Source organism: Nioella sp. (genome assembly GCF_965215655.1).
Taxonomy (GTDB): Bacteria; Pseudomonadota; Alphaproteobacteria; order Rhodobacterales; family Rhodobacteraceae; genus Nioella.
This window is the reverse complement of the sequence record NZ_OZ244111.1, coordinates 1,987,908-2,002,441: the sequence shown is the minus strand read 5'-3', so window position 1 is coordinate 2,002,441 and position 14,534 is coordinate 1,987,908. Positions and strand designations below refer to the sequence as shown.

Genomic DNA, 14,534 nt, shown 5'->3' with positions numbered 1-14,534 from the left:
GCAGCATTGCCGAAAGGGCGACAGGTCAGCCGGTCACGAGAATCTGTTGAGCCGGGGGAAGCTTTCGGAACTCCGACGGGGTTCGCCCGGTCAGTTTCGAGAACGCGCGGGTGAAATAGGCGGCCGACGAAAACCCGAGTTCCGAGGCGATATCGCGCGCGGCCATGTCGGAATCGACCAGCATCTTGCAGGCTTCGTGGACAATGCGTTCCTGCAGAATGGCAAGGGCCGGACGGCCCGAGGCATCGCGACAGATGCGCGACAGATGCGTCGGCGTCACCCCGAGCTGTTCCGCATAATCCGCGACCCCTTTGCCACTGCGAAACCCGCGTTCGACGAGGGCTGCGTATTTCTCGGCCAGAACATGGGTCCGGTCGCGCAGGATGCTGCCGTCATGGATGGTTAACTGACGGGCGATCCAGACCGACACCAGCAACCCATAGGCGCGCAGGGCTTCGTCCCGTGCGGCCGCATGAGCGGCGATTTCCTGCTCGATCTTGTCGAGATAGCCCGAAAACTGCGACTGCGCCTCGACGCTCGTCACCCGGATGTGGAAGGGAACGGTCGGCAGGTTCAGAGACGGGTCCAGCGGCAGTTCCAGAAGCTCGCCCTGGACCTGGCCGGAAATCTCCAGCGACAATATCGTCGAGGCCGGGATGAACACCGCTGTATTTGGCCCGTAGCCCCGCGTCACCGCCCCGATGGAAAACCGGCCCTGGCCGCGCGTGAACCAGAAAAGCTGCGGTCGCGGATGCGAATGCAGGGTCGCATGCCGCCAAGGGGCAGCGCTGCGCAGTTTGGCCAGCGATGTGACGCGATACACCTGTGTCATGGCGCGAAGCCTAGGCGCAGAAGCGCAGCAAGGAAAGTGACCTCGTGGCGAAATCGCCTCTGGCTTGGGTCAGGGCAGGGGGATCGCCTGCCAGTTGCCCATCCGGGCGCGGAACCACGTGCGCTGCCGCTTGGCGTATTGGCGGCTGCCGATGATGGCGGCTTCGCGTGCCTGTTGCAAAGTCGTCTCTCCGCGAATGACGGCAATCAGCTCCGGCCCGCCAATGGCTTTCTTTGCGCCCGCCGCGCGGTGCCAGACCGGTTCAAGCGCGCGGGCCTCCTCCAGTGCACCGCCCGCCAGCATCAGGTCGAAGCGCCGCTCGATTCGCTCTGCCAGCCAATCGCGGTCCGCGTCCAACAGCAGGGGCTGCGTCTCTGAAAGCGGTAGCACGGGCGCCGGCGTCTCGGCCTGCCAGGCGGAAAGCGGCCGCCCGGTGGCGCGCAGCACTTCCCAGGCCCGTTGAATGCGCATCGGGTTTTGCCGGTCGATCCGGTTGGCAATCTCTGGATCCTCGCGGTCAAGCTCCGCCAGCATGGCCTCTGCCGTCATTGCGTCGGCCTTTGCCCTGATCTCGGGCGGGGTGGCGGGAATATCGGCCAGCCCTTCGGTCAGGGCGGTGAAATAAAGCCCGGTGCCACCCACGATGATCGGGCGCGGCCCCTCCGACAGCAGCGCAGCCACTTCGCGCAGCCAATGGCCGGTCGAATACTCGGCATCGAACGGCACATGACCGAACAGAGCATGCGGTGCGACGGCTTCCTCTTCGGGGGAAGGGCGTGCGGTCAGGACACGCCAGCCGTCATAGACCTGTAGCGCATCGGCATTGATAATCCGTCCGCCGTGACGCGCAGCGATTTCCAGCGCTAGGGCGGTTTTGCCCGATGCGGTTGGCCCGGCAATCAGAATCGGCTTCTCCGTGGAGAGGGAATTTATGTTTATCAATGCTCTAAACGCCGTTCCTGATGTTACTTTCCGGTTTCAGGACAAGGCTGATTGCCCGTTGAACCTGCCTGTTATTTAGGCCATGTTGCCCCCGGTCGCAAAGCAGCCCAAACTGGTGCTGCCCCTTGCGTCAGCCATGCCCAGACCAATCAAGGATTCGCCATGCCCTCCGACACCGCGCCCGCACCCGCCTATTCCCGCGTCATGCTGAAGATCTCGGGAGAGGCGCTGATGGGCGATCAGGGATACGGGCTGCACCCGCCGACCGTCGAACGCATCGCCAAGGAAGTGCAGTCGGTGCATTCCATGGGGGTCGAGATTTGCATGGTCATCGGCGGCGGCAACATCTTCCGCGGTCTTCAGGGCAGCGCACAGGGGATGGAGCGGGCAACGGCCGACTACATGGGCATGCTGGCCACGGTCATGAACGCATTGGCGATGCAGGGCGCGTTGGAGAAACTGGGCATCCACACCCGTGTGATCAGCGCCATTCCCATGGATCAGGTCTGCGAGCCCTACATTCGCCGCCGCGCCGTGCGCCACCTGGAGAAAAAGCGCGTGGTGATCTTCGCCGCCGGCACCGGCAACCCCTATTTCACCACCGACACCGCCGCGACGCTGCGCGCCAATGAAATGAACTGCCAGGCGATCTTCAAGGGCACCAAGGTGGACGGGGTCTATGACAAGGACCCGGTCAAGCATGACGATGCGACGCGCTATGACACGATCTCTTATGACGACGTTCTGGCGCAGCATCTGGGGGTCATGGATGCCTCTGCCATTGCGCTCGCGCGCGAGAATGACATGCCGATCATCGTCTTCAGCCTGGATGAGCCCGGCGGCTTCAAAGGCATTCTCGCCGGGGAAGGCACCTATACAAAGGTGCAGTGAACGCGGTAGAACCCCCTTAACGATCAAGACCTGACGGAGTAACGGGCATGTCCGAGGACGATATCGAGATTGATCTGGACGATCTGAGCCGCCGGATGGATGGCGCTCTGGCGTCCCTCAGAACGGAATTCGCATCGCTGCGCACGGGCCGCGCGTCGGCTGCCATGCTGGAGCCGGTGCAGGTCGAGGCATATGGCCAGATGACCCCGATCAACCAGGTGGGCACGGTGAACGTGCCCGAACCGCGCATGGTCACCATCAATGTCTGGGACAAGTCGATGGTGAACAAGGTGGAAAAGGCTATTCGTGAAAGCGGCCTTGGCATTAATCCGCAAATGAACGGCACCATCATCATGCTGCCGATCCCGGAATTGAACGAGGAACGTCGCCGCGAACTGACCAAGGTGGCCGGAAACTACGCCGAACACGCCCGCGTTGCGATCCGCAATGTGCGCCGTGACGGCATGGATCAGATCAAGAAGGCCAAGGCCGACGGCATGTCCGAGGACGACCAGAAGCTATGGGAAAGCGAAGTGCAGGATCTCACCGACGCCCATATCGCCAAGGTTGACGCCTTTCTCGCGACGAAACAGGAAGAGATCATGCAGGTCTGAGGACCTGTGTGATCGCCCGGTGGGGAAGGCCGATGGCCCCGAAGGACCAGTCAAGCAAAACCCCGCGCCATGTGGCGATCATCATGGATGGCAACGGACGGTGGGCCAAGCAGCGCGGACGTCCGCGTCTGGTGGGCCACCATGCCGGGGCGCGCCGGGTGCAGGAAATCGTTGAAGCCTGCACACCGCTTGGCGTCAAGTATCTGACGATCTTTGCCTTTTCGACCGAGAACTGGAAGCGCACCCAGACGGAAGTTGCCGGGCTGATGCGCCTGTTCAAGCGCTTCATCACCAACAAGGCGCAAGAACTGCATCAGAAGAATGTCCGCGTCCGGTTCATCGGTGACCGGGTCCGGCTGGAGCCTCGGCTTCAGGACATGATGGACAATCTGGAATTGCTGACCGCCGAAAACACCGCCGTGAATCTGACCATTGCGCTGAATTACGGTGGCCGGGACGAGGTGGCGCGCGCCACCAAGCGGCTGGCGCAGGATGTGGCGGCGGGCAAGCTGAAGCCCGAGGATGTCGATGGCGAAACCCTGCCGCGTTACCTCGATACCTGCTATCTGCCTGACCCCGATCTGGTGATCCGCACCAGCGGAGAGGCGCGGATTTCCAACTTCCTGCTCTGGCAGTCGGCCTATGCGGAGTATGAATTCATCGACACGCTCTGGCCCGATTTCTCGTCCGAGGAATTCGCCAAGGTTCTGGTCCGCTACGGCCAGCGTGACCGACGCTTCGGTGCGGTGAAGGCATGAGCGGCGCGGGCAAGTGGGGCGATCTGGGGCCGCGCGTGGTCTCGGGTGTGGCGCTGGCCGCTGTCGGTTTCGGACTGATCTATGTGGGCAGCTATCCGTTGCTTCTCGGGCTGGTGGCGCTCGGCGGCTTCGGTATCTGGGAGTTGCATCGCCTGCTTGGCGGCGAGACCCCGATCCGCGCGGGGGGGCTGGCGGCAACGGCTGTGCTGGCGACCTGCGTGGCGCAGATCTTCACCTTTGCCACGGGGGAGGGCTTCCTCGACTCCATCTTTCTGACCCCTTGGATCGTGCCATTCCTGGGGTTGGCGATCTGGGGCGGGGTGCAGACGGTCACACCGCAGAATCGCTGGATCTTCGTCCTTTACGGCATGTTCTTCCTCTTCGCGGTGGCGGGCATGTTCTATCTGCGGGTCATGTATGGGCTGATCTTCGTGGCCTTCCTTGTCGGCGTCGTGGTGGCCACGGATATCGCGGGCTATTTCGCGGGCCGCATCATTGGCGGGCCGAAATTCTGGCCGCAGGTCAGCCCCAAGAAGACCTGGTCGGGCACCATTGCGGGCTGGATCGCCTCCGCCGCTGTCGCCTGGGGCCTTCTGGGATTTGAGCCCGTGATGGTGCTGATCATCGCGCCGCTCCTGTCGCTCGCCTCGCAGATGGGCGATGTGGTGGAAAGCGCGATCAAGCGGCATGTGGGGGTCAAGGATGCCTCGAACCTCATTCCCGGCCACGGCGGGGTGCTGGACCGGTTCGACGGCATGACCGGCGCTGGCGCGGTTGCGACGCTGGCCATGGCCACGGTCGGGGGCCTGTTGATGTGAGCCGCTCGGTCAGCATCTTCGGGGCCACCGGGTCGATCGGGCAAAGCACGCTCGACCTTGTCCGGCGCGATCTGGAGGCGTATCGCGTCGTGGCGCTGACCGGCGGGCGCAATGTGGAGCAGTTGGCCGCCGACGCGCGGGAATTCAACGCCGAAATTGCCGTGACCTGTTTCGATGACTGCCTGCCCGCGTTGCGAGAGGCGTTGTCCGGCACTGGCATCGCCGTGGCCGCCGGGGCCGAGGCGCTCATTGAGGCCGCCGACCGGCCCGCCGACTGGACCATGTCCGCGATTGTCGGCGCGGCGGGGCTTGCCCCCGGCTTTCACGCGCTGCGCCATGGCCGCACGCTGGCGCTGGCCAACAAGGAAAGCCTTGTGACCGCCGGGCCGCTGCTGATGGCGGAGGCGCGTGCCCATGGCGCCCGCATCCTGCCCGTGGACAGTGAACATTCCGCTGCGTTTCAGGCGCTGGTGGGCGAGGATATGGCCGCTGTCGAACGGGTGATCATCACCGCATCGGGTGGCGCGTTGCGCGACTGGCCACTGGACCGGCTGGCCCAGGCCACCGTCGCGGACGCCTGCGCGCATCCCAACTGGGACATGGGCCAGCGGATCACCATCGACTCGGCCTCGATGTTCAACAAGGCGCTGGAGCTGATCGAAACGCGCGAATTCTTCGACATCGCGCCCGAAAAGATCGACACGGTCATTCATCCGCAAAGCATCGTGCATGCTCTGGTGGGATTCTCTGACGGGGCGCTGATGGCCCATCTGGGCGCGCCCGATATGCGCCATGCCATCGGCTACGCGCTGCACTGGCCCGAGAGGCGCGATCTGCCGGTGGAGCGGATCGACCTTGCCAAGCTTGTCACGCTGGAGTTTCGCAGCGCCGATGAGACCCGCTTTCCGGCGCTCCGGCTTGCGCGGCAGGTCATGGCAACCGGTGGCGGGGCAGGGGCCGTGTTCAACGCCGCGAAAGAGGTGGCGCTGGATCATTTCATCGCCGGGCGCATCCGGTTTACCGACATGGCCGGGCTGGTCGAGGCGACACTTGACGCGATGTCGCGCGAAATTCGCCTTACCGATGCCATGGACAGCCTTGAGACAGTGCTGCAAACCGACCATCTGACGAGGGTACGGGCAGAAGACCTGGCCAACAGCAGACAGGAGCAGACCGCGTGACCGACCTAATCCCCACCTTCGGTGGCTTTGCCTTTACCCTTCTGGCCTTCGTGGCGGCGCTGTCGATCATCGTCGCGATCCATGAATATGGCCATTACATCGTGGGGCGCTGGTCGGGCATTCATGCGGAAGTGTTCTCGCTCGGCTTCGGGCCTGTGCTGTTTTCGCGGGTCGACCGGCATGGCACCAAGTGGCAGGTCGCGGCTCTGCCCTTCGGCGGCTACGTGAAATTCCTGGGCGATGCGGATGCGGCTTCGGGCAAGGATGCGGCGGCGGTCGATGCGCTGGATGCCGAGGAACGCCGCCGGTCGATGCATGGCGCGCCGCTTTGGGCGCGGGCGGCGACCGTGGCGGCGGGGCCGGTGTTCAATTTCATCCTGTCGATCCTGATCTTTGCGGGCGTGATGATGCTGTCGGGGCAGGCGTCAGAGGATCCGGTGGTGGGCGATCTGCGCCCGATGCCGTCCGAGATGCAGCTTTTGCAGCGGGGAGATCTGATCACCGCCATTGAGGGGGAGGCGGTAGATACCCTGGCCGATGTGTTCGAGCTCGGCCGCACGCTGCCGCCCGCGGAAACTCTGACATATGACATTCAGCGCGATGGCGACGATCTGAGCCTCGATGCCAGTTTTCCGCTGATTCCCGTGGTGGACAGCGTCACGCCAAGATCTGCCGCGATGGATGCCGGGCTGGAACGGGGCGATGTGATCCGCACCATCAACGGCGAGCCGGTCTATGCCTTTGAACAGTTGCGCAGCGCTGTGGAAGCCTCTGAAGGGGCGGAATTGGCGCTGGAGGTCTGGCGCGATGGCGAGATGATCGACATCACCCTTGCCCCGCGTCGCATGGACTTGCCGTCGCCCGAAGGGGGGTTTGAAACCCGCTGGCTAATCGGCGTCACGGGCGGGCTGTTCTTCGACCCCGAGATCACCCGCGTGGGCCTTGGCCCGGCCATAACCGGCGGCGCTGCCACGGTCGTGAACGTGATCCAGACCTCGCTGTCGGGTCTTTGGCACATGATCACCGGCGCGATTTCCAGCTGCAACCTGCAAGGCCCCATCGGTATCGCCGAAACCTCGGGCGCGGCGGCCAGTCAGGGGCTGGAAAGCTTCTTTTGGTTTGTGGCAGTGCTGTCCACCGCCGTTGGCCTGCTGAACCTGTTCCCGATCCCGGTGCTGGATGGCGGCCATCTTCTGTTCCACGCGTTTGAGGCCGTTACAGGACGCCCGCCCTCGGACAAGGCGATGCGCATTTTCATGACGGTTGGGCTGACGCTGATCCTGTCGCTGATGCTGTTTGCGCTGACGAACGACCTGTTCTGCCCGTAATCGGGCAGGGCGGGACAGGCTGTCGCAGGTATATGGCTGCAAAAGCTTAACAATTCGCAAAAGCGTCAAGGCGGTGCCGCATTCGCGCCCAAATTGAGCGCGAGTCTTGGATCTGCAAGGGGCCATGCGCCCCAAGACGCAGACCGAGGCGAGACCAATGAGAATGATCAACGAAAGCTACCGCAGCTTCAGCTTCTTTGTGGAAGTCAATATCGACCGCTTCCTTGTGCCGGTGATGATCGTCGGCGCGTTGACCGTGGCCGGTTGGCTGGTCACGCTCTGATTGTCACGCTTTCAGGGTTTTGGCCCTTCCGAACATCTGTAAACCGGCATCCCGATTGGCTGCCGGTTTTGCGATTCCACCCCGAATTATGTATATCTTGTGCCACGGTCGGAAATAACTCCTACACCGTGGGTTAACGCGTTTTGACAAGCCTACCCGTGCGCGATAGAGCTTTCGGTAGCTTAGATACTTGGCGGGGCGGATTCGATGTATGTGAAAACGGGATTTTCCGGTAGATTCAGGCATTTTGCTGCCGTTCTTGCGGTGCTGATGGCCGGGCTGATTCTGCTTCCCGGCAACGCCAATGCGCAGACCTACCGGTTCACGTCTTTCGCCGTCGAAGGAAATGACCGTGTCGATCCTGCCACGATCCTTGCCTTTCTCGACATCCCCGCAGGCCAGACGATCACGGCCGCGCAGTTGAACGATGCCTATCAGCGCCTTCAGAACTCGGGCCTGTTCGAAAGCGCGGAACTTGATCCGCGCGGATCGCGTCTGGTGGCCATCGTGCAGGAATACCCGACGATCAACCGCATCAATATCGAGGGCAACCGCCGGCTCGAAGACGATATGCTGATGACGGTCGTCACCTCGCAGCCGCGTCGCGTCTATTCGCCCTCGCAGGCGGAACAGGATGCCGCGTCCATCACCGAAGCCTATCGGTTGCAGGGCCGCCTGACCGCCACCGTGACCCCCGTCATCATCCGCCGCGATGAGAACCGCGTCGATCTGGTCTTCGAAGTGACCGAGGGCCGCGTCGTGGAAACCGAGCGCATTACCTTCGTCGGCAACCGTGACTTCAGCGACCGCCGTCTGCGCCGGGTCATGGAAAGCACGCAGGCCGGCATCTTCCGGCAGCTGATCGGGTCTGACACCTTCGTGGCCGACCGCGTGGCCTTCGATCAGCAATTGCTAACCGACTTCTACCGCGAGCGGGGTTATATCGACTTCACTGTTCAAAGCGTCACGTCGGAACTGGCGCGCGAACGCAACGCCTATTTCATCACATTCAACATCCGTGAAGGGCAGAGCTTCTCGTTCGGGGAAATCACCACCGTCAGCGAGATCGCCGACGTGGATGCGCAGCCCTTCCAGGACACGATCGCCGTGCGCCCTGGGGTGACCTATTCGCCCCGGCTGGTGGACAACACGATCACGCGGATGGAAAATCTCGCCTCCAGCATGGGGCTGCGGTTCGTCCGGGTTGAACCGCGTGTCACCCGCAACGATGCGGACCTGACCCTCGATATCGAGTTCGTCATCACCCGCGGCGACCGCGTGTTCGTCGAGCGCATCGACATTGAAGGCAACGCGACGACGCTCGACCGGGTGATCCGCCGTCAGTTCCGCAGCGCCGAAGGCGATCCGCTCGACCCCCGCGAGATCCGGCAAAGCGCAGAGCGTATCCGTGCCCTTGGGTTCTTCTCGGATGCGACGGTGCAAAGCCGCCCGGGCTCGACCCCCGATCAGGTGATCCTTGACGTGGATGTGGTTGAGCAACCGACGGGATCGCTCGGATTTGGCGTGAACTTCGCGACCGATACCGGTGTCGGACTGGCCGTCAACTTCTCTGAAAACAACTTCCTTGGACGTGGTCAGGCACTGCGCTTCGGGTTCGATACGTCCGAAGGGTCCCGGAGCTTCAACTTCTCCTTCACGGAACCGGCTTTCCTGGGCCGCGATCTGCAACTTGGCCTGGCCGCGTATTACACAACCACCAGCCAGCAAAACGCGAGCTATAACACCCGTAGCATCGGATTCAGCCCCTCGGTGTCCTTCCCGCTGACCGAAAACAGCCGCCTGGCGTTGAACTACCGGATCTCCGATGATGGGATTTTCGATGTACCGGCAACCTCATCTGCGATCCTTCAGGCCGAGGAAGGCTCTCGCCTGACATCCTCCGTGGGCTATACCTACAGCTACAGCACACTTGGCACCGGCCTGAACCCGAATGCCGGCTTCAGCTTCAGCTTCGGGCAGGACTTTGCCGGGCTTGGCGGGGATAACGAGTACATCCGCACGACGGCTGCGATGGTGGCGGAAACCACGATCATGCGCGAAGAGGTGTCGCTGCGGGCCACTTTGGAAGGCGGCGCGCTGAACATGCTGTCCGGCAACAGCCGCCGGATCGACCGCTTCGGCTTGAATTCGCGTCAGCTGCGCGGGTTCGAGGGCAATGGGGTTGGTCCCCGTGACCTGACCGACGCCGGAACTGCGGCAGATGCCTTGGGCGGCAACTACTACTTCGCGGCCCGTTTCGAGACCGCCTTCCCGATTGGCCTGCCCGAGGAATACGGCATCACCGGTGGTCTGTACTACGACATCGGTTCTGTCTGGGGTCTCGACAACACCCTTGGCGGCGTGGTCGATGACGACATGCATATCCGTCAGACGGTTGGGGTTTCGATCTTCTGGGATACGCAGATCGGGCCGCTGCGCTTCAACTTCAGCCACGTTCTGGACGCGCAGGAATACGACCGGACCCGCAGCTTTGACTTCACCGTTGAAGCACGGTTCTGAAGCCAGGCCATGCGCCTGATCCTGATAAGTCTTGCCTTGCTGGCCCTTTCCGGGCCAGCTTTCGCACAGCCGCTGTCCATTGGCAGGATCGACGGGCCGCCAATCGTCATTCTCAATCAGGAGCGGCTGTTCTCGGACTCTCTCTTTGGGCAGCGCGTCCAGGAAGAACTGGCGGAGGCCTCTAGCGCCCTGTCGCGCCAGAACCGCGAACTGGAAACGGCGCTTTTGGAAGAAGAGCAATCCCTGACCGAACAGCGTGCCACCATGAGTGCCGAGGAATTCCGCCCGCTGGCCGAGGATTTCGACAGGCGGGCCGAGGAAATCCGCGCGGTTCAGGCCGAACGTCTGCGCCGTCTTCGGGCACAGGCCGACGGGGCAGAGCAGCTCTTCTTCGAACTGATCACCCCCATTCTGAGCGGTCTGCTCAACGATATCGGCGCAGCAGCGGTACTTGATTCGCGCGTGGTCATCTATGTGGCCGAAGGCGGTGATGTCACGGATATGGCGCTACAACGCGTCAATGCCGAGCTTGGCGATGGCGGAGAAGAGCCGATCCTCGACCAGGTCAACTCAAGCGCCCCGTAAGCGCTGCTTGTCGGCCCCGGCCCGAATTGCTACCACCAAGACAGGTAAACAAGAAGGATCGCAGCCCCATGACGGCCGACACGCCCACCACCGCCGATATCGACCTGATCCAGCGGATCATCCCGCATCGCTACCCGTTCCTTCTGGTGGACAAAGTGCGCGACATCGTTCCGTTCAAAAGCGCCGTGGGCATCAAGAACGTCACCATGAACGAGCCGCATTTTCAGGGCCATTTTCCCGGTGTGCCGATCATGCCGGGCGTCACGATCATCGAAGCGATGGCGCAGGCCGCGGCGATCATGGTGGGTGTGTCCGCCGACCTCGCTGACAAGAACATGCTGGTCTATTTCATGGGCATCGACGGGGTGAAGTTTCGCCGCAAGGTGGGCCCCGGCGACGTGCTGGAACTGCATGTCTCGGTCATTCGCGGCAAGCCCGGCGGCAAGGTCTGGAAATTCTCGGGCCGCGCCGAGGTCGAGGGCGAATTGGCCTGTGAGGCCGAATTTACCGCGATGATGGATCTGCCCGCCTAGGAGAGCGTCCCATGGCCATTGATGCCAGTGCCGAGATTCACAGCTCGGCCGTGATCGAACCGGGTGCCAGTATCGGGCCCGATTGCCAGATCGGCCCGTTCTGCGTGGTCGGCTCGCAAGCTGTTCTGGGGCGTGGCGTGGTGCTGAAACCCCATGTCGTCGTGACCGGCCAGACCGAGATCGGGGATGAGACCACTGTCTTTTCTTTCGCCGTGATCGGAGAGATCCCGCAGGATCTGAAATTCAAGGGCGAGAATACCCGGCTGATCATCGGCCGGCGCAACCGCATCCGCGAGCATGTGACGATGAATTGCGGCACCGAGGGCGGTGGCGGCATCACGCGGATCGGGGATGACGGGCTGTTCATGGCGGGCTGCCACATTGCCCATGACGCCCAGGTGGGGGACCGGGTGATTGTGGTGAACTCCGCCGCCGTTGCGGGCCATTGCGTGATCGAGGATGACGTGATCATCGGCGGGCTCTGTGGCATTCACCAGTGGGTGCGGATCGGCAAGGGCGCCATCATCGGCGCGCTCAGCATGGTCACGAATGACGTGATCCCCCATGGGCTGGTGCAAGGCCCGCGCGGGGAACTGGACGGGCTGAACCTTGTCGGCCTGAAACGCCGGGGCGTCGATAGGGCCGAGATCACCGCGCTGCGCGCGGCCTTCCAGCAACTGGCGCAGGGCGAGGGCACCTTCATGGATCGCGCCCGGCGGCTGTCAGAGGACAACCCGGACTCGCCCCATGTCATCCAGATCGTCGAATTCATCATGGGTCAGACCGACCGGTCTTTCCTGACGCCGAGGTAATCGGCGTGGCGCGGGCAATCATCGCAGGATCGGGTGCGCTACCGGGGCTGCTGTTACAGGCGGGGTCCGCCCATGTCGTGCGCTTGGCTGGCGTCGAAGGCGAACCGCTCGACGCGCCCGACATCCCGGCGCGGTTCGAACAGTTCGGGGCGCTGTTCGCGGATCTGCGCGCGGCGGGCGTCGAGGAACTGGCCTTTGCCGGGGCGCTCAGTCGTCCGGCCTTCGATCCCTCGGTGATGGACCCGGAAACCATGGCGCTGATGCCGCGCGTGGCCGGGGCGATGGCGCAGGGGGACGATACGCTTCTGCGCACCATTGCAGCAATCTTCGAGGAACAGGGGTTTCGCGTGGTGGGGGCACTGGACCTGCGCCCCGATCTTGTGGCGGCGGAAGGTCCGATCAGCGGCGACGCGTCGGACGCGCAACTGCGCGATGCCGCGCGGGCCCGGTCCGTTCTGGAGGCGCTCGGACCGCTGGATGTGGGGCAGGGCGCTGTTGCGGCAAAGGGTCAGGTCATCGGCATTGAAACGCTGCAGGGCACCGATGCCATGTTGCGCTTTGTCGGCATGTCGCTGCCCGGTTCGGGCGGGGTGCTGGTCAAGCGGCCAAAGCCGGGGCAGGATCTGCGCATGGACACGCCCGTTATCGGCCCCTCGACCGTGATGAAGGCCGCAGAGGCCGGGCTGTCCGGGATAGAGATCGCCGCCGGATCGGTTCTGATCCTGGATCGCGACGCGGTGGAAACGGCCTGTGAGGCGTCCGGCATCGCGCTTTGGGCCGCGCCATGACCTTAACGCTCTTCGTGATTGCGGGAGAGACGTCCGGCGACAGGCTAGGGGCCGCACTGATGCGGGGGGTCAAAGAGCTTCACCCGGACGTAATTTTTCACGGGGTCGGCGGGCCACTGATGCAGGCCGAGGGGTTGGACAGCCTGTTCCCGATGGAGGAACTGGCGGTCATGGGCATTGCAGAGGTGCTGCCCAAGCTGCGCCATCTCTTTGCACTGAAACGGCAGGCGGCAGAGGCGATCGTGGCGCTGAACCCCGCTGCGCTGATCACCATCGACAGCCCCGATTTCTGCCTGCGCGTGGCCCGTCAGGTGCGCGAGGCTGCGCCGCATATCCGCACCATGCATTACGTCGCGCCGTCGGTCTGGGCGTGGCGACCGGGTCGCGCGGCCAAGATGGCGCGGCATGTGGATCACGTGCTGGCCCTGCTGCCCTTCGAGCCGCCCTATATGGAGGCCGCAGGCATGACCTGCGATTTCGTCGGCCATCCGGTGGTGAACGAGCCGGTGGCGAGTGAGGCCGAGGCCGCCGCCTTCCGCGCCCGTTACGACATCGCCCCTGACGCGCCCTTGCTGTTGATGCTGCCCGGATCGCGGCGCAGCGAGGTCGCGCGGCTGGCCCCGGTCTTCGGCGAGGTTCTGGCGCAGCTTTCGGCGCGTGTGCCGGGGGTGCAGGCTGTATTGCCGACGGTGGCCCATGTGGCACCGGCTTTGCGGGAAGCCCTTGAAAGCTGGACTATCAGGCCGATCCTGCTGGACCCGAGCGACGCCCCCGACAGCTACGCCACCGACAAGCGCGCGGCCTTCCGCGCCGCTGACGTGGCGCTTGCGGCCTCCGGGACTGTGTCGCTGGAACTGGCCGCCAATGCAACGCCAATGGTCGTGGCCTATGACATGAACCGGTTGTCGTTCTTCCTGATGAAACGCGCGGCGCTGATCGACACGGTGACGCTGGTCAATCTGGTGTCCGACACCCGCCATGTGCCCGACTTCCTATCACCGGATTGCCGCCCCGAGCTGATCGTTCCGGCGCTGGAGAAGCTGCTGACCGACACAGGCACGCGCGCGGCGCAGATCGAGGCAATGGCCCTGACGATGGACCGCATCGGGGCAGGGGGCGAGTCACCGGGCCTGCGCGCGGCCCGGTCCGTTCTGGCGCATCTCTAGGCTGTGAAATCCGCCATGACAGCTTCGGTCAGGCGCAAGAGGTCAGCGGGTGCGACGGGCACGATATGGCGCGGGGTGCCCGCCGCCGCGTAGACCTGGGAAAAATCGGACAAGCGAGGATCGAACCACGCCCGGATCGGGTTCAGGTGACCCACGGGGGCCACGCCCCCAATGGCAAAACCCGTCTGCGCCCGGATCAAGGCCGCATCGGCCTTGCCAAGCGGTTCGCCGGCCAAAGCGCTGGCCTTGGCCGCATCCACCTGATTGCCGCCAGCCGTGATGAACAGAAGCGCCGCGCCGCTGTCTTCCCCACGGAAGATGACCGACTTGCAGATCTGGTCGATCTCGCATCCCGCCTGATCCGCCGCTTCCGCAGCCGTGCGTGTGCTGCCATCCATTTCCATCACATCGGCGGCCAGCCCGGCCTCTTGCAATGCCCTGACCACGCGCTTGAGGCTCTTGCTCATATCCGTCTCTCCTGTT

The 14,534-nt window shown here is 63.6% G+C and carries 16 protein-coding genes; 13 read left to right on the top strand and 3 right to left on the bottom strand.

Annotated elements, in window-relative coordinates; translation table 11 throughout:
* Positions 1-25 precede the first annotated feature (25 nt).
* Both ACOOEX_RS10045 and miaA read right to left on the bottom strand, forming a co-directional pair.
* On the bottom strand, positions 26-832 hold the full coding sequence (locus tag ACOOEX_RS10045) for an AraC family transcriptional regulator (RefSeq protein ID WP_071689954.1): 807 nt from the start codon (positions 830-832) through the stop codon (positions 26-28).
* A 69-nt stretch (positions 833-901) separates the two neighbouring features.
* Positions 902-1,774 (bottom strand): tRNA (adenosine(37)-N6)-dimethylallyltransferase MiaA, encoded by an 873-nt coding sequence (miaA, locus tag ACOOEX_RS10040; protein ID WP_420398257.1) that lies wholly within the window; start codon positions 1,772-1,774, stop codon positions 902-904.
* A 162-nt stretch (positions 1,775-1,936) separates the two neighbouring features.
* Here miaA and pyrH point away from each other — a divergent pair, with 162 nt between their 5' ends.
* From pyrH to lpxB, 13 genes are all read left to right on the top strand, one after another.
* Positions 1,937-2,665, top strand: coding sequence for a UMP kinase (gene pyrH, locus ACOOEX_RS10035; RefSeq protein WP_420398256.1), 729 nt, complete (start codon positions 1,937-1,939; stop codon positions 2,663-2,665).
* Positions 2,666-2,712: 47 nt separating this feature from the next.
* The gene (gene frr / locus ACOOEX_RS10030; RefSeq protein ID WP_420398255.1) at positions 2,713-3,279 is read left to right on the top strand and encodes a ribosome recycling factor; all 567 of its coding nucleotides are present in this window, start codon (positions 2,713-2,715) and stop codon (positions 3,277-3,279) included.
* A gap of 32 nt (positions 3,280-3,311) precedes the next feature.
* Positions 3,312-4,037, top strand: a complete 726-nt coding sequence (locus tag ACOOEX_RS10025) for an isoprenyl transferase (RefSeq protein WP_420398254.1) — start codon at positions 3,312-3,314, stop codon at positions 4,035-4,037.
* Positions 4,034-4,855: a phosphatidate cytidylyltransferase gene (locus ACOOEX_RS10020; protein WP_420398253.1), complete on the top strand. Its 822-nt coding sequence runs from the start codon at positions 4,034-4,036 to the stop codon at positions 4,853-4,855. Before ACOOEX_RS10025 ends, ACOOEX_RS10020 begins: the two co-directional genes overlap by 4 nt.
* Positions 4,852-6,036: a 1-deoxy-D-xylulose-5-phosphate reductoisomerase gene (gene dxr, locus ACOOEX_RS10015; protein ID WP_420398252.1), complete on the top strand. Its 1,185-nt coding sequence runs from the start codon at positions 4,852-4,854 to the stop codon at positions 6,034-6,036. The genes ACOOEX_RS10020 and dxr overlap by 4 nt, the downstream gene beginning before the upstream one ends.
* Positions 6,033-7,364 (top strand): RIP metalloprotease RseP, encoded by a 1,332-nt coding sequence (gene rseP / locus ACOOEX_RS10010; protein ID WP_420398251.1) that lies wholly within the window; start codon positions 6,033-6,035, stop codon positions 7,362-7,364. Before dxr ends, rseP begins: the two co-directional genes overlap by 4 nt.
* 157 nt (positions 7,365-7,521) lie before the next feature.
* Positions 7,522-7,647: a hypothetical protein gene (locus tag ACOOEX_RS10005; protein ID WP_281249823.1), complete on the top strand. Its 126-nt coding sequence runs from the start codon at positions 7,522-7,524 to the stop codon at positions 7,645-7,647.
* A gap of 270 nt (positions 7,648-7,917) precedes the next feature.
* A complete protein-coding gene (gene bamA, locus ACOOEX_RS10000; RefSeq protein WP_420398250.1) occupies positions 7,918-10,167 on the top strand; it encodes an outer membrane protein assembly factor BamA in 2,250 nt (749 codons plus the stop codon).
* Positions 10,168-10,176: 9 nt separating this feature from the next.
* The gene (locus ACOOEX_RS09995; protein ID WP_420398249.1) at positions 10,177-10,752 is read left to right on the top strand and encodes an OmpH family outer membrane protein; all 576 of its coding nucleotides are present in this window, start codon (positions 10,177-10,179) and stop codon (positions 10,750-10,752) included.
* A 68-nt stretch (positions 10,753-10,820) separates the two neighbouring features.
* A complete protein-coding gene (fabZ, locus tag ACOOEX_RS09990) occupies positions 10,821-11,285 on the top strand; it encodes a 3-hydroxyacyl-ACP dehydratase FabZ (RefSeq protein ID WP_071689944.1) in 465 nt (154 codons plus the stop codon).
* Between the two features lie 11 nt (positions 11,286-11,296).
* Positions 11,297-12,097: an acyl-ACP--UDP-N-acetylglucosamine O-acyltransferase gene (gene lpxA / locus ACOOEX_RS09985; protein ID WP_420398248.1), complete on the top strand. Its 801-nt coding sequence runs from the start codon at positions 11,297-11,299 to the stop codon at positions 12,095-12,097.
* Positions 12,098-12,102: 5 nt separating this feature from the next.
* Positions 12,103-12,885, top strand: a complete 783-nt coding sequence (locus tag ACOOEX_RS09980) for an LpxI family protein (protein ID WP_420398247.1) — start codon at positions 12,103-12,105, stop codon at positions 12,883-12,885.
* On the top strand, positions 12,882-14,051 hold the full coding sequence (gene lpxB / locus ACOOEX_RS09975; RefSeq protein WP_420398246.1) for a lipid-A-disaccharide synthase: 1,170 nt from the start codon (positions 12,882-12,884) through the stop codon (positions 14,049-14,051). Before ACOOEX_RS09980 ends, lpxB begins: the two co-directional genes overlap by 4 nt.
* On the opposite strand, the gene ACOOEX_RS09970 is transcribed toward lpxB, so the two are convergent.
* Entirely contained in the window at positions 14,048-14,518 is a 471-nt protein-coding gene (locus ACOOEX_RS09970) for a YbaK/EbsC family protein (RefSeq protein ID WP_420398245.1), read from the bottom strand. The two genes, lpxB and ACOOEX_RS09970, sit on opposite strands and share 4 nt — an antisense overlap.
* Positions 14,519-14,534 lie beyond the last annotated feature (16 nt).